This window comes from Vibrio cionasavignyae, from assembly GCF_050337155.1.
GTDB lineage: Bacteria > Pseudomonadota > Gammaproteobacteria > Enterobacterales > Vibrionaceae > Vibrio > Vibrio nomapromontoriensis.
Genome location: NZ_JAKJSR010000018.1, coordinates 1 through 21,663 on the forward strand (window position 1 = coordinate 1; position 21,663 = coordinate 21,663).

The window sequence follows — 21,663 nt, forward strand, 5'->3', positions numbered from 1 at the left end:
CCACTGACAATGCTTGGTAAATCGTTAACGCCGGTAATCGTGATGACGATGTTGTGCGTGGTGCCGTCTTCACTGAGTACTTGGAACGTCTCGGTGCGCGTTTCGCCTTCAGAGAGTGATTGCACCGAGCTGTCGGTGTTGTCGATCTCGTAATTCCACGCGCCAGTCGCATCAATGGTCAGAGTGCCCACCGGTGTGAGGCCGTTGCCATCATCGACTTTAGTGACGCTGGTTTGGAATTGGCTCTCGCCTTGATCGGTATCGCTAATCGTCAGCTGGCCGCTTTCTTTAAGCAGATCGCCCGCTTGAATATCGGTATCTTCAATGACGCCACCGATGTCAGTACCCGCTATCACGGGCGCGTCGTCAGTACCTTCAATGGTCACTTCGATGATTTGGATTTTGCTGCCATCAATCGAGGCGACTTCAAAGCGCTCAACGCGTGTATCGCCGTCGCCGAGCTCTTGCACGCCAGTGAGGCTGTTATCGACGTTGTACGTCCACGTGCCGTCGGCCAAGATGGTCAGCGTGCCTAGAGGGGACTGACCTTGGTTATTCGTTAAATTAGTGACGGTGGTGTTAAACGCCGCTTCTCCGGCATCCAAATCGGCAATATCGAGCTTACCGCCACCGAGTAACTCACCCGCCACTTCGCCGGTGTCTTCTTTGACGCTGTCTGGCACGTAGTTGGTGATGAAAGTTTCATCTTCTGCGCCGTTCACGGTCACACTAATGGTGTGCTCGGTGCCATCGACGGAGGTGACAATAAAGGATTCAACTAAGGTGTCACCGACATCGAGGGCTTGCACCTGCGTTAAGGTGTTATCAATGGTGTACGTCCAGGTGCCATCAGCCAAAATAGACAGGCTACCTAACGTGGTGCCAACTGAGGTGCCCGCGCCTGCATTAAAGACATTTTCACCGGCGTCTTCATCGCTAATGACCAGCTGCTCAGAGGCGACAAGGTTATTGCCCACCACACCCACATCTTCGGTGAGTTCAGCGGATTCACCACTGACGATGGTCGGCGCACCGTCCACCCCTTGAATGGTCACAACAATATCTTGATAGCTGCTGCCATCAATGGAGTACACGCGGAACACTTCGTCACGGCTATCGCCGTCACCCAACTCTTGCACGCCCGTCAACGAATTATCGACTTGGTAATGCCACTGCCCATCAGCGGTAATGGTTAAGCTGCCGAGTGGTGCGTCACCATTGCCATTTTGCTGGCCTTCGACACGAGTAATATCAAATTGTGCTTCACCACTGTCGGCATCGGCAATGTCCAAATCACCACTGTCGGTCAAAATACCGGCGGTGTCTTCCGTCACTGAGCCCGGCTCGTAACTGCTGATGATGCTTGGATCTTCCGTGCCATGAACGGTCACCGTAATGGTGTGCTCTGTGCCGTCGGCACTTTTTACAATAAAGGATTCGGTCAGGGTATCGCCCACATCCAATGATTGGATTGGCGCTGAGCTGTTATCAACTTTGTAGGTCCATTGACCATCCGTGCCGATGGTGAGGGCACCGTAAGTCGTGCCTACTGGCGTGCCTGCGCCGGCAATGAAGGTCTCTTCATTGGCGTCGGTATCACTGATCACTAAAGTATTGCTGGCGACTAAGTTGCCGTCAGTATCTAAGTCGACCACCGCGTCTTCGGTGGCATCATCACTGGCGCCACTGACAATGCTTGGTAAATCGTTAACGCCGGTAATGGTGATGACGATGTTGTGCGTTGTGCCGTCTTCACTGAGTACTTGGAAAGTCTCGGTACGGGTTTCGCCTTCAGAAAGCGACTGCACTGAGCTGTCGGTGTTATCGATCTCGTAACTCCACGCGCCACTCGCATCAATGGTCAAGGTGCCCACTGGTGTGAGGCCGTTGCCATCATCGACTTTAGTAACGCTGGTTTGGAACTGGCTCTCGCCTTGATCGGTATCAGTAATCGTCAGCTGGCCGCTTTCTTTAAGTAAGTCACCACTTTGGACTTCAAAGTCTTCGGTGACACCACCAATGTCAGTACCCGCTATCACTGGCGCGTCGTCAGTACCTTCAATGGTCACTTCGATGATTTGGGTTTTGCTGCCGTCAATGGACGCCACTTCAAAGCGCTCAATACGTGTATCACCCGCGCCCAACTCTTGCACGCCAGTGAGGCTATTATCGACTTTGTAGGTCCACGTGCCGTCCGCTAAGATGGTCAGTGTGCCTAGTGGCGACTGACCTTGATCATTGTTTAGACTTGTCACAGTAGTATTGAATGCCGCTTCATCCGCATCCAAATCGGCAATGTCGAGCTTACCGCCGCCAAGTAGCTCACCCGCCACTTCGTCGGTGTCTTCTTTGACACTGTCTGGTGCGTAGTTGGTGATAAAAGTTTCATCTTCCGCGCCGTTCACCGTCACACTAATCGTGTGCTCGGTGCCATCGGCTGAGGTGACGATAAAGGACTCAACTAAAGTGTCACCCACATCGAGGGCTTGCACCTCGGATAAGGTGTTATCGATGGTGTAGGTCCAGGTACCGTCTGCTAGGATAGACAGGCTACCCAACGTGGTGCCCACAGACGCACCCGCGCCTGCGTTAAAGACATTTTCACCGGCATCTTCATCGCTAATCACCAGCTGCTCAGAGGCGATGAGGTTATTGCCCACAACCGCGACGTCTTCGGTGAGTTCATCACTGTCACCACTGATGACGGTTGCTGAATCATTGCTACCCGTAATCGTAATCACGACGTCTTGGCTAGTGACGGCTCCTTTATCATCCGTCACACTAACCGTATACGTAACGTCCTGAACTTGACCATCTTTCAATGCTTGAGTCGCATCAGCATCGTTATCTAATGTAAATGTCCAATTGCCAGAAACCGGGTCAATACTAAACGTACCAAAATCGCTGTCGCCGCTGTATGAGAAGCTGGCAACCGAATCGGCATCAACGTCGCTCGCAACAATGTTACCTGTCGCAATATCAACGCCGGGTACATTATCATCACCCGCTTCGATGACGGAACCCACTACGACACTGGTATCTTCAATTACTGGAACATCATTGGTTCCCGTAATAGTAATAGTGACTGTTTCAGTATTCACCGCACCAAACTCATCGGTAACTTTGACAGAAAAGCTTACGTCTTGCTTCTGTCCTTCTTTTAAGGCTTGAGTCTGCGCTGAATCATTATTGAGCGTAAATAGCCACGTTCCATCCGTAGCGACATCGAGATCACCGTAGTCACTACTGCCACCATCGGTTGAAAACGTTAGCAACGCATCGGCATCAACGTCAGAACCAACCAGATTCCCGGTTGCGGTAGGGTTTCCAGCCACCTCAGTACCATCATCATTATGACCAGATTCTGTGACCTCGCCGGTGAACGTGCTACTTGAGGTAAATACTGGCTGATCGTTGGTTCCTGTGATAGCTACCGTGATTGTTTCTGTATTCACGGCGCCAAACTCGTCACGCACCGTTACGGTGAAGGTCTCGTTATGCACCTCACCCTCTTTGAGAGCCTGAGATTGGGCGGTATCGTTATCTAACGTAAATACCCATGTACCATCAGGGTTAACCGTCATCGAACCGTAGTCGCTACTGCCATCTTCAATAAAGAATGTCAGATTTGCACTGGCATCTACGTCCGAGCCAATAAGCGTACCCGTCGCGGTAGCGACTCCATCCACCAACGTGCCATCATCAAGATGGCCGGACTCTGTCACGGAACCTTGTAAATCACTACTTGATAAAATGGTTGGCTGATCATTGGTGCCAACAATCGTAATTGTCACGGGTTGGGTCACGGACGCACCAACTTCATCCGTCGCAATAACGTCAAACACCACAGAGGTTTCTTGTCCCTCACGCAATGCTTGGGTAGCAGCAGAAGCATTATCGAGCTGGAAACTCCAAACTCCAGTTTGAGCATCTATTTCAAAGGAACCAAAATCACTTTGTCCTTGGTAGGTAAAAGTAATTGTACCGTCAACATCTGATGCATTAATGGTATCACTTGCTGTCGAAGTCCCGGTCACCACCGTGCCATCATCTAAATGACCAGCTTCAGTCACGAGCCCCGTTGTCCCCGTCAAATCATCAATAACAGGCGTATCATTGGTACCTGTAATCGTAATCGAGACGACTTCGCGGCTTACCGCGCCAAACTCGTCAGTAACCGTGACAACAAAATCCAGTTGCTTGGTTTCGCCTTCGGTTAACGCTTGCGTCGCATTCGATTCATTATCGAGGGTAAACGTCCATTTACCTTCGTCATCAAATGTCATTTGTCCAAAATCAGTAATACCATCAATAACTTGATAATCTAATATCGCATCGGCATCGACATCCGTCGCGACTAAAGTACCCGTCGCGACTGAATTACTTGCTGCACCATCGCCAGATTCAGTGACCATTCCCGTTGTATCGCCACTCGCACCAAACGTTGGCACGTCATTCGTGCCTTCAATAGTGATAGGCAACGTTTGAGTAACCTGCGCGCCTTTATCATCGGTAACCGTAATGGTGAAGGTTGTATCAACAGAATCCCCTTCTTTAAGGGCTTGTGTTGCAGGAGCACTATTGTCTAAGGTAAACACCCATTCACCCGTCAACTCATCAACCGTTAATGTACCGTATTCGTTACTCGCGTCTTGGACACCATACGTAAGCACAGCATCGGTATCATCGTCGGTTGCTATAATTTGACCTTCGGCTGTCGCAATACCATCGACATTAGTGCCGTCATCCAAACTGCCCGCTTCCACAACATCAGCAGAGCCTACATCGATAATATCGGGGATATCATTAATTGGGTTGATTGTCAGTAGAACACCGCCCGTCTGAACTGAGTTTTCGGCACCTCGTCCATCATCCACGGTATACAAAATCTGACCCGCGTCATCGCCGGCAGTGTATTCTTGCGGCGCATCATATTGAAGGGATTCGAACTCGGCTTCAGTGAGTACTTGCCCCACTTTCACAGGTGTGCCATCAGCAAGGGTGAGCACGCCAAGCTTAGGTAACTCGGTAATAGTAAGCGTTAACGTGTCATTGTTAGCATCAGTGGGAAAGCTTAAATTTAGATCGCCATCTAGTGATTCTTCGTCAAAATTACGAGCATCAAAAACGGTAACAGGTGCGGAGTTTGCGAGGATATCTAGTAACGTATCAGTTTGAGGTTGGTTGAGGTCTTGACTATTCAGTCCAGTGGTTTCAAAAAAGGTTGCTGCTAAAACTTGCTCTTGAGTTGCTTCTACCGTTGTTGCCTGAGAAATACTTGAACTGACAGCGTCGCCAGCCGCAGTTGCTTGGTCTTCATTTTGGGTTGGATCTTGGCCCGTTTCAATTTGCGAAATAATGTCCGCAATATCTTGATTGTCCGAAGGGCTCAACCGTGCGGATTTAGCAACTTGCCCATTTTCTCCGATGACATCAATACCAGCAAGCTCACTGGAATCTTGACCGTCGACGACTGACAGAACCGCTTCACCAGGCTGAGGTTCAACACCCTCGGCCAAGACCTTTAGCTGACCTTTTTTATCAAGAACTAACGTTCCCGTAACACTTGCAAGCCCCAAAAATACAGCAAAACCCATAGCGCGCTCCTTTACACCAAACTCTCGGACGAGAGACCATCGAATCATCAACCGAAAAACAATGATTTACTCGCCCCGCTCCATACGCTAACTAGTATAGGTAGTTCGAGTGTTTTTTCTAATATAGTTAACTCTAAATACCAGATTTAGTTACAAATATGAATCACAGAGTTAGGCTTTTTTTGGCGATTCTCAAAAACGAAATACCAAACGATAATATGAAGGAAAAAAGGCGGATTCTTAGAGATTACAAGCGGAGGTGAGTAAGGATTTGTAAGGGCTATGTACTTATATACCTATGTACTCAGCGTATCGAGTAATTCAGGGTTAACACCAAAACCTGTTTTATGTTCTTCAATCACCACTTCACTGCGTGTTTGAATGACACCGGGCAGCGTACCCAGCTTAGTCGACATAAAGGATTGATAGGATTTCATATCTTTTGTTCGCACTTTAATCATGGTGTCGAAGTCACCAGAAAGGGAATAGCATTCTTCTATTTCAGGCATTAAATCTACGGCTTTAGCGAATTTATCAAAAATAGAGAAACTGGTCTGATCGAGACGAATATGGATAAAAACTTGGACATCCAACCCTAATTTCTCGGGGTTCAATTCAGCATGATACCCCTGGATAAAGCCTTCTTTTTCAAGTCGCTTTACACGGTCAGAGCATGGGGAGGTAGTGAGATTGACTTGCTTTGCCAATTCCACGATCGGCATACGACCTTTGAGAGTCAATATCCTAAGTATTTCTAAATCAATTTTATCTAAAGCAAGCTGGGCCACGATGACATCTCAAGTAAGTAATTGTTACCTGATTGTAAATCAAATGCTAGCAGCTTAAAAACACCACTGATCACACTCTGCGACTAATCTAATTTAACCACGCCTATTTTTGACAAACGCAGATAGTCGCAAAAGTATGATTGATTTTACAAATACCTTAGCCGTTAACGCTATGCAAGGTTAGCTTGTTGGTTCATCACAGGTTTAGCTTCCACCTGATTTTCTTGATTGCATACTCGGCAAATAATGCGACGTTCCAATTTGTAATATCCACTACCATTCACTAGTTGTGACATCAGCTGCTGAAAACTTTGTAAGATAGAGGCACTGTCATTTGGGCTACGTTTCATCACCGCTTTATGTGCCGTTTTCTTTTTGCACGCCGCACAGTAGTTCGTTGGCATTTTGCTGTTCTCCTGGAAGTCTGATCATTTGCTGACCATATTGTGTTCAAGGTCAGCGTGTATATAAAACGATCATTGCAGAAAATGAGGCATACATTCAAAATTCATGTCATTTATTTGCGAATTTTTGATCAAGATGTCGAAACTTACTTACATATTGTTCGATCTCAACGCTCAACTCTCGAGATTGACAGCAAATTGCGGTGTCGAACACAGAATCATTCATGCGATAAATAGCAAAGAAAACCGCTAACCACCCATCATGTATGATCTGAGAACATTAAAAAGCCCGCGAGATGCGGGCTTTGGAATCCAGACAATATTAATACATCATCAATTTTACTGAATCGGCTTAATGTTAAAGAAAATGGCAAAAAGCACAGGGACAACAATCAACGTCAATATGGTCGCAAAACCAAGCCCAGCCATGATCGTCACTGCCATTGAACCAAAAAACGCATCAAAAACTAATGGGATCATACCTAATATGGTCGTTAGAGCAGCCATACTCACTGGCCGCACGCGACTTACCGCACTATCGATGATGGCCAGATACGGATCCTTACCCGTTTCTAACTCCAAATTAATTTGATCCATCAAGACAATGCCATTTTTTAGGATCATTCCGCTGAGACTTAGCAAACCCAGCAATGCTGTGAAACTAAACGGCATCCCAGAAAGCAGCAAACCAAATGCCACGCCAATAATGGATAATGGCACGGTCAACCAAATCACCAGTGGCTTCTTAAATGAGTTAAATAACAACATCGTGATGATGAACATCAGCAAATAACCCATCGGCAGAGATTTAAACATGCCTTCTTGCGCATCTTTTGATGACTCATATTCGCCGCCCCACTCCAAGGTATAACCTTCTGGTAAAGCAATAGCTTCAACTTGTGGCTGAATTCTGGCAAATAGGGTGGCGGCGGTTTCATCACCTAACACATCATGATCGGCAAGCACAGTGAGTGTGCGTTTTCTATCACGACGCTGAATCAAAGGCTCCCCCCAATCTAGCGTGACATCATCCACCACTTGTTCAACCGGAACATACGTCTGAAGCATCGGGCTCCAAATAGAGATGTTTTGAAGGGACGAGTAATCCACCCGCTCTTCTTCCGTCAAACGGGTAACAATCGGTAGACGCTGCGTACCATCTCGAAACACACCAATGGCGTTGCCACCAAACGCTAGCTGCAAGGTATTCGAGAGATCTTCTTTTGAAATACCAAGCCGACGAGCCTTAGATTCATTAAATTGCGGCACGAGTTCTTTCGTGCGCTCTCGCCAATCATGACGAATATTACGCGCCCCTGAATCAGCGAGTAGAATATCTTCAACTTGAACGGCAACATCGCGCAATATCTGTGGATCGGGTCCGATGATTCTCGCTTCTATTTTAGAAGCAGGAGAAGGTCCAAACTCCATTAAACGCAACTGGAAAGATGGCGCGGTAAACTCACTCGATAAAGTGTGATCAAGCTTGTCCAATAACGTAAACATGTCTTCACGATTCGTCGCTCGAACCTGCAGCTGAGCATACGCTTCATAGCTCTTTTCTGGCTGGTAGGTCAACATGAATCGCTGTAAACCTTGTCCTACAGATGTCGATACAAAATCCACGTTTTCTTGCGACCGAATATAGGCTTCCACTTTTTCAGTTTGCTTCAATGTTTGTCGAATATCTGTGCCTTCTGGCATCCACATGTCAACAAAAAACATTGGCGTATTGGAGGCTGGGAAAAACGACTGTTTCACCATGCCAAACGCCATGACGGCAGAAATGAGTAGCGCGACCATACCAATAACGGTCAACCAACGCAGTTTTAACGCCAGCTCCAATGACCAACGAAATACCGTAAATAAAATGCCTTTATACGGATCTACCTGCTCTGAGTCGGCCGTGGTAGTCTCCTCTTTAAGCATTAGGCTTGCTAGAAAAGGCGTTAACGTCAGTGCCGTAATCCAACTTAAAAATAGTGAAAAGCAGAGCACCCAAAACAATGAGCCCATAAACTCACCCGTTGCATCTTGAGAAAGCCCAATCGGTGCAAATGCGGTAATAGCAATAACGGTTGCGCCGAGTAGTGGCCACTGCGTTTGCTTGGCAATCGCTTTCGCTGCTTCTGTTTTCGTTTTGCCCTGTTTTAACCCAACTAGTATCCCCTCGACCACAACGATGGCGTTATCCACCAGCATCCCCAAAGCAATAATCAAAGCGCCAAGGGAAATTCGATGCAGTTCGATATTATTAATACTCATCAAAATGAAAGTACCAAATACCGTCAAGAGCAATACGATTCCAATAATCAGACCGCTGCGTACACCCATGGCAAACAGTAGTACAACTATGACAATGGCCACGGCTTGCGCCAAACTGACGACAAAATCTTTTACCGATTGATCGACTTCCGTCGATTGGTTGTAAAAATAATCTAAATTTACGCCCGCTGGTTTAATATTCTCAAGCTCGCTCAATTTCATATCAATCACGTGACCAACGTCTACAACGTTCACCCCAGATGTAAACGAAATTGCTAAATTAATCGCAGGTTTACCATTAAAGGTAATCACGTTTGATGGCTTTTCTTGGATACCTTTCGATATCTTTGCGACGTCTTTTAATCGAATCAAGTTGCCGGTATCTCGGCCATGAATAATGAGGTTTTCCAGCGATTCTACTGAGTTAAGGCTCCCGTTCGGACGAATGGCTAGGTTGTCACCGTTAATCATGATTTCCCCAGCAGACTGAACGCTGTTTTGTTGATTAAGCAATCCAGCTACGGTGTTCATATCAAGGTTAAGCGCCGACAAGCGATTAAGTGAAAGCTCAACAAACAACATTTCTTGCTGATCACCAGAAATCGCGACTTTACCCACGCCATCAACGAGCTCGATTTCTCGGCTTAAATAATCCGCATAACGTTTAAGTTCCACGTAATCATAGCCGTCTCCCGTCAGCATGATCATCACGCCGAACACATCGCCAAAGTCATCAATGATTTGCACCGAGTTCACACCACTTGGCAAGTTCGGCTTTAAATCGTTAATCTTGCGGCGCATTTCATCCCAAATTTGTGGCAGTTCATCTGGGCCATAATCCATCCGCATGCTAACCATGATTTGCGACATTCCGTCTGAGGATGTTGACTTAATATTATCGATGTATGGCAACTGTCGAATCTGTTTCTCTAATGGATACGTCAGTTCTTCTTCAACTTCCGTTGAGGTGGCGCCTGGGTAAGTAGAAATAATCATGGCATCTTTAATCGTAAATGCCGGGTCTTCAAGACGCCCCAGATCCATAAACGATGTGATACCACCCACGGTTAAAATAACGATGAAGAGCCAGCTAATCACTCGGTTCTTAATTGAATATTCCGTAAGACTCATTTCTCTTCACTCCCTTTAAGCGTCACTAACTCACCATCACGAAGCTTTCTCAAACTCGAAATAATCAATACATCCCCTTCCGTTACGCCCGAATCCACAATGACACCAAAGCTATTAACCTGATCAACATGAACCAAACTGCGCATTGCCTTGCCATCAATGTGCTTCCACACATAAAACTCAGAAGCAGACGTGCCCGGCTCGAGCGCCGTCATCGGCAATTGATAACCTTGAATTGAACTCAAGCCAGCAGCCACCATGTCAACATGCACACTCACGCTTGCGCCGGGCAATATGGTTTGTTTAGGTTGTGGCATTTGCAGCCAAAGCTCATAGGCTCGAGACTGTGCATCAGGCTCACTCGAGTGCTCTAGATATTGCATCGTAAAGCCATGATCTCGGTCTGAGAAAAAAGCCAAAGGTTGATACTTATTGCGTTGGGCATCCGGCGTAATAGACGCCAATATGTAATCAGATAAACTTATTTTTACGTACACTTTGTCTGCCTGATACACGGACACAATGGTTTCACCCGGGCTGGTATTTTCAAAGCGCTCTTTCAATACATCCGCTACAACGCCAGTAAAAGGCGCTCGTAAGCTGGTGTACTGCAGCTGATGCTGCATGTTCTGATACTTCGCTTTGGCTAACTGCTTATTTGACGTCAACTCATCAAGTTCAGAATTGGAAATCATATCTTTAGCAAACAATTCGGCCCCTCGACGCAGTTGCTTCGTCGCCAGTTCAAATTGAGCTTGGGCATCTCGATACTGTTGCTGCAATTTTTTATCATCTAATTTAGCGACAACCTGTCCTTTCTTAACGGATTGACCGGGCTTGACGAGAAGGTGAGATATTTCACCACGAATACGAAAAGCCAGATTGGTTTGCTCTGCCGTCACAACTTGACCACGAAACTCCCGAAACTGCTTCGATACTGGTTGAGAGACATGGAAAGACGCCACCGTTGTTTCCGCAGCGCTGCGTGTCGCTACATCGGACTTGCAGCCTTGTAGAACAAGTAACGCCAGACCCAGCATGATGAACAATACCTTTTTCATTAGATACCACCCTCACGTGTCCATAATTTAACCTGCTGCCCTTCCATCAAATTGCCAGCACCAGCTATCACGATCTGATCACCATGTTGAAGGCCTGCAGTAATTTCACCTTGTTCATTCAGCACTAATTTAATCTGATGGACTTCTTGCGTAGCCGGTTCAAATATCCACACTTGGCCTTCACCGTCTTGCTGAGTTATCCAGGCACTTTTAGGCAGCGATATCGCGCGGTTAGTGGCTTCGCGTTGAATATGCACCTGTCCAGACATTCCAGATAAAATGTTAATATTTGAGGGCTTATTTATCGAAACCGACGCTGTATAGCTATTGGTATCTAGATCAGGTTGCATCGCAATCTCACGAAACGTTGCTGCAATGTGTTGATTACGATGACTGTCTAACGTTACAAAGAATCGCTGCTGTTGCAGTTCATCAAATGTCATGGATTTCACAACCGGGACAGGAATGGAAAAGGTTACATCCAACTCATCACTACTAATTAAATTGAGAATCGGTTGTTTTTCTCCAACCACCTCGTACGCTTTGTGGTAAGTCATTGAAACGACGCCATCAAACGGAGCAATAATCTGGGTATAACCAAGATCAGACTTTGCTTGCTCAAGTGCCGCTTTCGCTGCCTTATATTGAGTTTCTTGCTGATCAAATCTATCGGCGCTAATCAGCTTTTTCTCGACCAGTTGCTGTGCTCGTTTGAGCTGTGAATTAGCCAAGTCAAATTCTGCCTGACGAGCGTCTAGCGCGACTTGGTAATCCGTAGGATCCAATGTTGCAAGGATTTCTCCCGCTTTCACCGATTCGCCCATTTTGACATCAATTGACGCCACTTGACCGCCTACTTGGAACGATAACTGTGCGCGGTCGGTTGCATCAACTTGTGCTAAGTAGCTATTGACTGGAGCAAAATTAAGCGCCGGAATCTCAAACACCTTTACGGGTTTAATGATCGGGGCATGAATTTCAGATTGAGCTTGATTACACCCCGACAGGCTCATGGCTGCCAATACAGGTAACGCAATCAATGCACTTCGTTTGAATAGACGAAACGTGGTCATAGTGGTCATCTCTAATAGTTTTAATTATACTTTACACTTGTGCAGTATAGGTATAATTTGCATCAGATCAACACTTACTACACAATTGTGCAGTATAATTTTTTATCACACTTTCATTCATTTTGGTTATATAGGCCTCATCATCAGCGCTCATTGATGAACACCTTGTCGCTGAACGGGAAAGTGCAGTACCCTATACAAGTACATCGAAAATATAAAAGGTATCGAGTGGAGAAGAAAAAAGGGCGTCGTAGCGCCATGGCAGCGGAAGAGACAAAGAACCTCATCATGACCGTTGCCGCAGAAATGTTCTGTGAATTAGGATATGAACGTGTGTCTATTCGCAATATCAGCGAAAAGGCCGGCGTATCACACAGCCTAATCCGTCACCACTTTGGCAGCAAAGAACAAATTTGGTATTGCATCAGCGACCATTTGCATGCCTATATGCAAAAATACATCCTACATCTACTCGATGAACTACCAGAAAACACACCTACCAACGTTAAACTCTACCGCTTTTCAGTCGAAATGTTGGCTCATATCATCGTCATAAGACAGCCAATCCAGCTCATTGCTGATGCCATGCGACAAGAAAATGAGTTCTTCGACTACTTTATCGATAGTCATGGAGAAATTGAGAGTATCGTCAACAAGTTAGTTGATGCTTATAATGTCAGCCGGCCTGAAACTCCGCTCAATATGGTGGAACTAAAGTGGCAAATGATGATGTTCGCTCACGGTGCGGCGTGCATGCTACCGATGCTTAAAGCCACATGGGCTGAAGAGACACAAGATTTGGATACATGTTTGGTAAAGCACTGGTCGATGTTTGAAAATCAAGTCGCCTGCCGGTTTGACATCGCTGCGGCCGATCGTCTCACGCCGAGTAAATTGGAAGACCTAGTGCACAAAGTAGAATGTGGCTGGAAAGAAACCCCACTTTAGCCATTTTTAATGAATATTAGCGGCATGATTGAAGATCTTTCTCTTGTCGCTTTATTTACCACCTTAACGACTTTTCAAAGTAATAACCGCGACCACTGCAATACCTTTCTCTCCACTACGTCCCTTAGCTGATTCGACACTGCTCACCCCTTCTAGCGACTATTCACTCTCGGCTTTTATACCCGTTAGGTGCCTCAACTCATCCATGCTTTATCACTCTCACACACCATAAACCTATCTCTCACACGTTCAATATTTCAAAACGTAGTGTTATATAAATTCATACATACTTAACATTATATTTTGCTTATCTTGTGCCCTTACTTTGATAGCGATCAATAAAACACTGAATTCCTATCAAACATCTTAAGTATATCGATCCTGTCATCAGGTGAAGTAGGCACACAAGAAGTTAGGTAATTAATATGAACAAACCGATAAAAGCACTGGTGTTAGCGCTCTGCTGCGGCTTTGGAGCGGCATCATCTTACGCCATCGAACTGGAACCTCTAGACAAGGATTTTACACTGCAAATTCTTGGCTCTGGCGGACCAATCTCGGATGATCTTCGGGCATCATCTGGTGAGCTAATTTGGTGGAAGGGAAAATCAAGAATTATGATTGATGCCGGTGGCGGCAATTACTTGAGATTTGGTCAAGCTGGAGCAAAACTTGAAGATCTTGATTTACTCGCCATCACCCACTTTCACACAGACCATGTCGCTGATCTTCCTGCTCTATTAAAAGGGGCTTATTTCTTCAATCGTGAAGATACGCTTGATATCACAGGTCCTAAAGCAGGATCGGCGTTCCCAAGCTTAACCGGTTATATCGATGCGATGTTCAACCAAGATCACGGTGCCTACGCTTATCTAAACGGACTATACGACGGCAGCGATGGACTGTTCCCAATCGCTCTCACAGACGTCCCTTACACTACAAAAACCCCACAAAAAGTTTACGAATTAGATGGGCTTACCGTGTATGCCTTGGGCATCCCTCATGGTGATGTTCCGACCTTAGCCTACCGTATTGAAAGCAACGAAGGCGTCATCGTAATCTCAGCTGACCAAAACGGCAGTAATCCCGCATTTTTAGACTTCGCCAAAGGTGCAGACATCTTAGTGATGCCAATGGCTATTCACGAAGAAGCTGATGCCATTTCCGCCTTTATGCACGCTACACCATCCGTCGTCGGTCAAATTGCCGCAGAGGTCAATCCCAAGCTCTTGATCTTAAACCACTGGATGGGATTAGGCCTCAAACGCAAAAAAGAATCTGTCGCCATTGTGAAGAAGTACTACAACGGCAAGATTTTCTCCGCTCGAGATCTCTCCAGCTTCCCCGTTGCATCTCTTAAGGAAACACCAAATGAACAATAAACTCGTTATCTCAATCACTATTACATCACTCGTCTCACTGCACTCAGCTATGGCCGCAAGTGAACAGCCTGTCGAAGCACCAATCAAAGCGCAACCCACAGAGCAACACGGAGGTAAATGTGCTGCGGGAAAATGTGGCACAGAGAAGCGTTTTGAAAAACAAGAGCTGACCAGCAACCCACAGGACAAACTGGTTCGTGCAAGAGATGGGAAGTGTGGCCTTTCGGCGCAAGGTATCAATACGCCATACAATTCGATTATGTCAATTGGCAATAAAATGACAGGTGGCGTATGCGGACAATAACCAGCACCAGTAAAGGAATTGGTCTGCGTATGGAGCACATCGATATACTCAGCGAGATGCCCAAGCACCCGGACATCGATTTTTTGGAGCTAGCACCGGAAAATTGGATGAACATTGGCGGAGAAAAACGCGAACGTTTGAATGAGATCGCACAAAAATATCCACTCATTGCTCATGGCCTAAGCCTATCAATTGGTGATTGCTTACCGTTGAACGAAGCATTTTTAAAAGATATTGGTCATTTTTTAAATGAGTTTTACATAGAGATATACAGCGATCATCTGTGTTATTCCCGCGATAGTCAGGGATATTTGTATGACCTACTTCCAGTACCAAGAATGGAAGAAAATATTGCCTATCTAACGCCACGAATTAAACGAGTCCAAGATCTTCTTGAACGGACACTGGTATTGGAGAATATTTCCTTTTACCACCGCTACCCTAACGAAATGCCTGAGGGAGAGTTTTTCTCCGAGCTGATAACGCAATCCGGCTGTCAAATGTTACTTGATATCAACAATGTATACGTCAATAGCGTGAACCATAATCATTGCCCGTATGAAATGTTACGCACCTTGCCAAGTGATGCTATTCGCTACTATCACATCGCAGGGCATTTACAGCAGGATGATACATCGCTCCTCGACACTCATGGAAAGCCAGTACCAGAGTGTGTTCGTGAGCTTGCGCACTACGCCTTCAACCTCCACGGTAATAAACCTTTACTACTTGAGAGGGATCATAATGTGCCCCCTCTCGTCGTACTCACAGAGGAATTACGCGATATTCATCGTGAAGTGAAAGCCTCTGAACCTCAGTTTACCCCATCCGTCCAAGGAGCCTACTATGTGTAATCCTCCGGGATTGATGCTGCGCCAAACGGAAGCGTTGGCTAAATGTATTCGTTCGCCACAAGCGATGCACTCTCACTGTCAATATGGCGGCTTTATTCGCAATAATATTCACAGTGTCGTAAGAAATACTTTCCCTTACTTTGCTGAACAAGTAGGGCAACATAAACTTTATCGCCTAATTGACGACTTTCTGTTACGACATAGCGCTCTCGAACCTGAGTTTCATCATATCGCAACAGAATTTGTGCAGTACGCACAGCAAAGCCAACAATTAGATACGCTCAGTACTTCGGTATTAGAGTATGAATGGGCCGTATTTAGTGTCGAGATCGATCAAGCCTTTACACCACAAGGGGTAATTTGGAACGACAGCATCCATGCTCAACCCCACGCATACACTCTGAGCTGCAACCCGACGCTTCAACTGTTAAAACTTCCGTTTGAAATAACTCAGCACGCCGTCCCGTTACTAGAAAACAATGTAGATTCGCAATATTACTGCGTCTTTCGAACCGTTCAACATCGGGTGGTTTCACAAAAACTCAGAGCGATTGATGTCGCGTTGATTCAAATAATTCAACCTGTATCTCAACTGAACTTGCTCGATTTTCAACAACATACCACCGCTCAACTCACCTCATTTGACGCCCTTCAATGGACGCAACACTTCACAACGCTAGAGCTTGTGCAACTACAAGCCTTAGGAGATTAAAATGATTAAGTCAGTCATTACTTGGTACGACACCATTATCGGAAAATGCAAAAAAATCGATTATCTGGTATTACTCTCGATCCGGCTCTACCTGATACCTGTTATATACGTGGGCGCCCGTTCAAAAGTATTAGGGTTTGCCGGAACCGTCGCTTGGTTCGGCGCTTCTTCAGCAGATGGCGGATTAAACCTCCCTTTTCCTGAATTTCTTGCTTTTCTTGCCGCTGCAACAGAAGTCGCAGGGTGCATATGCATTGCCTTAGGCTTGTTTACTCGCATCGTCTCAATACCGATGATTTTCATGATGAGCGCCGCAAGCGCTATGGTGCACTGGAAACACGGTTGGGATGCTATTGCGACAGGCGATATGGAAGCCACCCTCCGCTTAAACGGTTTTATCACTTGGCTCGCCGAGAACTTCCCCGGTCGTTACAACTACATTACTGAATTGGGTGACCCCGTGATGCTCAACAATGGTATGGAATTCGCGGCCACTTACTTTGTCATGCTTATGGTGTTATTTGTCTACGGTGGTGGGCGCTACGTAAGCCTAGACTACTGGTTTAAAAAACCCTTCCTAAACAAGCCTATTTGAACCTAATCACTCTCGTTTTTTACTTTTTCTACCCGCTACATCAGTAGCGGGAAGGGGATACTATGTTATCTGATGTCGTTGATCTGTCGCGTCTGCAATTTGCCAGCACCGCACTCTATCATTTTATATTCGTTCCACTCACTATCGGGCTCTCGTTCCTTCTCGCCATCATGGAGTCTGTCTATGTCATTACGAGAAAGACCATTTACAAAGACATGACCAAATTTTGGGGAAAACTATTTGGAATTAACTTTGCCATTGGGGTTGCAACAGGGTTAACCATGGAGTTCCAATTCGGAACCAACTGGTCTTACTATTCACATTATGTGGGTGATATTTTTGGCGCTCCTCTTGCCATTGAAGCTCTCATCGCGTTCTTCTTGGAATCAACTCTGGTTGGGATGTTCTTCTTTGGGTGGGATAGACTGAGTCATCGCCAGCACCTCTCCGTCACTTGGTTAACAGCGTTAGGATCAAACTTCTCCGGGTTATGGATTTTAATGGCCAACGGCTGGATGCAAAATCCTGTGGGCGCTGACTTTAACTTTGAAACCATGCGCATGGAAATGACCAGCTTTACCGATATTATTTTCAACCCAGTCACTCAAGTTAAATTCGTTCATACCGTGGCAGCAGGATACACAACAGGGGCGTTATTTATCATGGGGATCAGTGCCTACTATCTGTTAAAGAATCGAGATGTGCCCTTTGCTCGTCGCTCATTTGCCATTGCCACCTCATTTGGTATGGCTGCGATTCTCTCTACCCTCATACTTGGTGATGAATCAGGGTATGAGTTAGGTGATGTTCAAAAAGTCAAGCTTGCCGCTATTGAAGCAGAATGGCACACAGAAGAAGCCCCTGCTTCATTCACACTATTCGGTTTCCCTAATCAAGACACCATGACAACAGAATACGCCATTAAAATCCCGTATCTCATGGGCATCATCGCGACTCGATCTATCGATAAACCCGTCCTAGGTATTAAAGATTTAATGTCCATCAACGAGCAACGAATTCGGAATGGCATGATTGCCTATGGATTACTTGAACGCTTAAGAAACGGAGAAACATCAGAAGATAATATTCGTCGATTCAATGAAGTAAAAACTGACCTTGGTTATGGGCTGCTACTGAAAAAATACACCGACGACGTCCCTAACGCCAGTGAGCAATCCATACAAAATGCCACTCAAGACACCATTCCCCATGTGGCGCCTCTATTCTGGAGTTTCCGTATTATGGTGGCATGCGGCATCTTGATGTTCAGTATCATTGGCTTCTCGTTTATCCAAGTCTGTCGCCAAAAAATCGGCTCGCAGAAGTGGTTACTTAACGGCATTCTGTGGGCGATTCCACTACCTTGGATTGCCAGCGAAGCAGGTTGGTTCGTTGCAGAATATGGCCGTCAACCGTGGGCTATCGGTGAAGTGCTGCCGGTAAATATGGCCACTTCAGATTTAGCTGCCAGTGATTTGTGGATCTCACTTGGTGCTGTTTATCTGCTGTACACACTCTTCCTCATCGTAGAAATGTATTTAATGGTGACCTTTTCTCGCCGCGGCCCAAGCTCGCTAAAGACTGGCCGCTATCACTATGAGAGTCACTCCTCTCTAGACACTCTCATTGATAACTATAAATAAGGAGATGTGATGTTTGATTACGAAACACTCAGAATTTTTACGTGGGCCATCGTCGGTATCTTGCTAATAGGTTTTGCCATCGCCGATGGTTTCGATATGGGCGTCGCGGCGCTGTTGCCTGTGGCTGGAAAAACCAACCTCGAACGCCGAGTCATGATTAATATCATCGCTCCGCATTGGGATGGCAATCAAGTATGGCTTGTGACCGCAGGAGGGGCCATATTCGCTATTTGGCCCGCTATTTATGCCACCGCATTTTCCAGCTTTTACTTGGCGCTAGTTCTGGTTCTAGCGGCACTTTGGTTACGGCCACTCGCCATGGATTATCGCAATAAAATCGATAATGACCGTTGGCGACAAGTTTGTGATATCTCGCTCACCGTCAGCGGAATCGTGCCTCCGCTCGTATTTGGCGTTGGTTTTGGCAATTTATTTACCGGAGTTCCTTATACGCTCAATGCATTTCTGATGATCAGTTACCAAGGTGGTTTTTGGGATTTATTCACCACTTTACCGATAATTTGTGGCTTAGTTGCCGTAACGATGACGCTACTCCAAGGCGCGACGTTTCTTCAGCTAAAAACAACCGGCGCACTGCGCAATCGAGCTCAACGTATTGCGGTTTGGAGTGCCTGTGCATCGCTGGCATTATTCATTGTGGGTGGTTTGTTCGCCGCCCAATCAGATGGCTATATTATCCAAAGTCTGATGAATAAGAATGGGGTGTCAAACCCACTGACGAAAACTGTCACCGTGATGGAAAATGGACTGCTCCACAATTTTGTCGACTCTCCTGCACTGTTTATCGTGCCGCTGACCGCAAGCATCATGCTCCTGTTATCCGCTATATTATCCATGGCCAAACAAGCAGGCAGCGCTTTCTTATGTTCCAGCCTTGCAGTCTTGGCAATCATTTTGACTGCCGGTTCCGCGCTGTTTCCCATGATCATTCCCTCCAGCCTAAACCCATCACATAGTTTGACGCTATGGGATGCCACTTCGAGCTATAAAACGCTGAGTATTATTTCAATCGTCGCTATCGTCGTCGTTCCCATTATTTTGGGTTACACCTCATGGTGTTACTACAAAATGTTTGGTCGTATCGACAACAGATTTATTGAAGAAAACACGACATCGTTATACTAAAGAGAGAGAAGTATTATGTGGTATATCTGCTGGGGGCTGGGAATTTTACTGGCATGTTCATTTGGTATTATTAACGCACTTTGGCTTGAACAAAGGGATCGTAACCATCATTAACAAATGTTAATTAACCAACAAAAAAGGCTCCTCTCATTCTTCGATGAGTAGGAGCCTTTCTTCATAAAGAACGGTTAGTCTAGTTCAACTAAGTTCTTTTCAAATACATCATGTTGATCTTGCACGTCTTTCGAAGGACCGCCCGTTAGCGCACTCACTACGACGATGGCGATTGTTGACAAGATAAATCCTGGAACAATTTCATAGACGTCGAAGATGCCACCGGTGATTTGTTTCCAAACCACGATGGTAATACCACCAACCAAAATACCGGCAATCGCACCATTACGGTTCATACCCGCCCAATACAGGCTTAGCAGTACCGCAGGACCAAATGCTGCACCAAAACCTGCCCATGCATAAGAGACAAGACCAAGAACTGAGCTATCTGGCGTCATGGCTAGCACCAAAGCAACAATAGAAATAACCACAACTCCAACACGACCAACCGTAACGACTTGCTCTGAAGTGGCTTCTTTATTGATCACTTGCTTGTAGAAATCTTCCGCTAGTGCTGAAGATGACACCAATAACTGCGAATCTGCTGTACTCATAATGGCGGCTAAAATCGCTGCTAGTAGAATACCGGCAATGACAGGGTGGAACATCGCATTCACTAGCAACATGAAGATTTTTTCACCATCGGCTAGCACATCACCACCCGAGTTCGTCACGTACAGCAGACCAATCACACCAACTAGCATTGCACCAGCCATAGACAATGCAGACCATACCACAGCAATGCGACGTGCCGTTGTCAGATCTTTATTGCTGCGTGTCGCTTTAAAACGGGCAAGAATGTGTGGTTGACCAAAGTAACCCAAACCCCAAGCTACCAGCGAAATGATCGCGATCGCAGATAACGGCTGACCTTTGGTGTCGTTCCATAGGGTAAGTAGCTCTGGGTTGATAGCTCTAAGATCGCTAACTACCTGTCCAAATCCACCTTGCATCGCCGCCACAGGCACAATCATCAGTGCCGCGGCCATGAGCAGGCCTTGTACTAAATCGGTCCAAGACACAGCAAGGAAGCCACCAAATAACGTATAAGAAACCACACATACGGTGCCAATAATCACCGCCGTGGTGTAATCCAAGCCAAAGACCGTTTCAAACAGTTTACCGCCCGCCACTAAACCAGAACTGGTATAGAAAAGGAAGAAAAGCAAAATAAAGAACGCAGAAATTACCTGAATCATTTTCGAGTTGTCATTAAAACGACGAGAAAAATATTCCGGTAAGGTTAGCGCGTCAGTAGTAATACTGTAAGTACGAAGGCGTTTAGCACACAGTAGCCAGTTCAGCCATGTGCCTAACAGCAAGCCACCAGCTAGCCAGAATGCTTCAATACCAGCGGCATAGGCATAACCTGGCAGACCCAGCAATAACCAGCCACTCATATCAGACGCACCCGCCGACAAAGCCGCAGGCCATGGTCCTAATGAACGTCCGCCCAAAAAGTAGTCACTTGAGTTTGACGTGCGCTTATAGGCAATCACACCAATGGCAAGCATCATCGCTAAATACGCGATAAAAGTTGTCGTAATAGCAAAGCTATTTTGAATCATTATTATTTCCTCATCCTAGAATTCAGCCTTCACCTGAGTATTCAAAGTGAAGGCCGATAGGGGGCATTAGCAAAAATA

General features: G+C 46.1%; 16 protein-coding genes. 9 read left to right on the plus strand and 7 right to left on the minus strand.

All coding sequences use genetic code 11. The annotated features are described in order from the left end of the window. From L4D74_RS14370 to L4D74_RS14395, 6 genes are all read right to left on the minus strand, one after another. The coding region (locus L4D74_RS14370; protein ID WP_428752786.1) for a VCBS domain-containing protein at positions 1–5,597 on the minus strand (5,597 nt) is incomplete at its 3' end. A 296-nt stretch (positions 5,598–5,893) separates the two neighbouring features. Further along, on the minus strand, positions 5,894–6,385 hold the full coding sequence (locus L4D74_RS14375; RefSeq protein ID WP_428752787.1) for an Lrp/AsnC family transcriptional regulator: 492 nt from the start codon (positions 6,383–6,385) through the stop codon (positions 5,894–5,896). 170 nt (positions 6,386–6,555) lie between these two features. Next, positions 6,556–6,789, minus strand: coding sequence for a hypothetical protein (locus L4D74_RS14380; protein WP_265677242.1), 234 nt, complete (start codon positions 6,787–6,789; stop codon positions 6,556–6,558). Between the two features lie 339 nt (positions 6,790–7,128). After that, the gene (locus L4D74_RS14385; protein ID WP_428752789.1) at positions 7,129–10,185 is read right to left on the minus strand and encodes an efflux RND transporter permease subunit; all 3,057 of its coding nucleotides are present in this window, start codon (positions 10,183–10,185) and stop codon (positions 7,129–7,131) included. Continuing rightward, on the minus strand, positions 10,182–11,246 hold the full coding sequence (locus L4D74_RS14390; protein WP_428752791.1) for an efflux RND transporter periplasmic adaptor subunit: 1,065 nt from the start codon (positions 11,244–11,246) through the stop codon (positions 10,182–10,184). Before L4D74_RS14390 ends, L4D74_RS14385 begins: the two co-directional genes overlap by 4 nt. Then, on the minus strand, positions 11,246–12,319 hold the full coding sequence (locus L4D74_RS14395; protein ID WP_428752792.1) for an efflux RND transporter periplasmic adaptor subunit: 1,074 nt from the start codon (positions 12,317–12,319) through the stop codon (positions 11,246–11,248). The genes L4D74_RS14390 and L4D74_RS14395 overlap by 1 nt, the downstream gene beginning before the upstream one ends. 228 nt (positions 12,320–12,547) lie before the next feature. Here L4D74_RS14395 and L4D74_RS14400 point away from each other — a divergent pair, with 228 nt between their 5' ends. From L4D74_RS14400 to cydX, 9 genes are all read left to right on the plus strand, one after another. Continuing rightward, positions 12,548–13,267: a TetR/AcrR family transcriptional regulator gene (locus L4D74_RS14400; RefSeq protein ID WP_428752794.1), complete on the plus strand. Its 720-nt coding sequence runs from the start codon at positions 12,548–12,550 to the stop codon at positions 13,265–13,267. 425 nt (positions 13,268–13,692) lie between these two features. Continuing rightward, the gene (locus tag L4D74_RS14405; protein WP_428752796.1) at positions 13,693–14,649 is read left to right on the plus strand and encodes an MBL fold metallo-hydrolase; all 957 of its coding nucleotides are present in this window, start codon (positions 13,693–13,695) and stop codon (positions 14,647–14,649) included. Continuing rightward, entirely contained in the window at positions 14,639–14,953 is a 315-nt protein-coding gene (locus L4D74_RS14410; protein WP_428752797.1) for a hypothetical protein, read from the plus strand. Before L4D74_RS14405 ends, L4D74_RS14410 begins: the two co-directional genes overlap by 11 nt. Then, positions 14,941–15,807: an MbnB/TglH/ChrH family RiPP precursor modification enzyme gene (locus tag L4D74_RS14415; protein WP_428752799.1), complete on the plus strand. Its 867-nt coding sequence runs from the start codon at positions 14,941–14,943 to the stop codon at positions 15,805–15,807. Before L4D74_RS14410 ends, L4D74_RS14415 begins: the two co-directional genes overlap by 13 nt. Continuing rightward, complete coding sequence (locus L4D74_RS14420; protein ID WP_428752800.1) at positions 15,800–16,519, plus strand: HvfC/BufC family peptide modification chaperone; 720 nt, start codon at positions 15,800–15,802, stop codon at positions 16,517–16,519. Before L4D74_RS14415 ends, L4D74_RS14420 begins: the two co-directional genes overlap by 8 nt. Before the next feature lies 1 nt (position 16,520). Further along, entirely contained in the window at positions 16,521–17,114 is a 594-nt protein-coding gene (locus tag L4D74_RS14425) for an HvfX family Cu-binding RiPP maturation protein (RefSeq protein ID WP_428752802.1), read from the plus strand. Positions 17,115–17,176: 62 nt separating this feature from the next. After that, positions 17,177–18,757 (plus strand): cytochrome ubiquinol oxidase subunit I, encoded by a 1,581-nt coding sequence (locus L4D74_RS14430; protein WP_428752804.1) that lies wholly within the window; start codon positions 17,177–17,179, stop codon positions 18,755–18,757. A gap of 9 nt (positions 18,758–18,766) precedes the next feature. Beyond that, positions 18,767–19,903, plus strand: coding sequence for a cytochrome d ubiquinol oxidase subunit II (cydB, locus tag L4D74_RS14435; protein WP_428752806.1), 1,137 nt, complete (start codon positions 18,767–18,769; stop codon positions 19,901–19,903). A gap of 15 nt (positions 19,904–19,918) precedes the next feature. Continuing rightward, a complete protein-coding gene (gene cydX / locus L4D74_RS14440) occupies positions 19,919–20,017 on the plus strand; it encodes a cytochrome bd-I oxidase subunit CydX (protein ID WP_428752808.1) in 99 nt (32 codons plus the stop codon). Between the two features lie 74 nt (positions 20,018–20,091). On the opposite strand, the gene putP is transcribed toward cydX, so the two are convergent. Continuing rightward, positions 20,092–21,585, minus strand: coding sequence for a sodium/proline symporter PutP (putP, locus tag L4D74_RS14445; RefSeq protein ID WP_428752809.1), 1,494 nt, complete (start codon positions 21,583–21,585; stop codon positions 20,092–20,094). Positions 21,586–21,663: the final 78 nt, after the last annotated feature.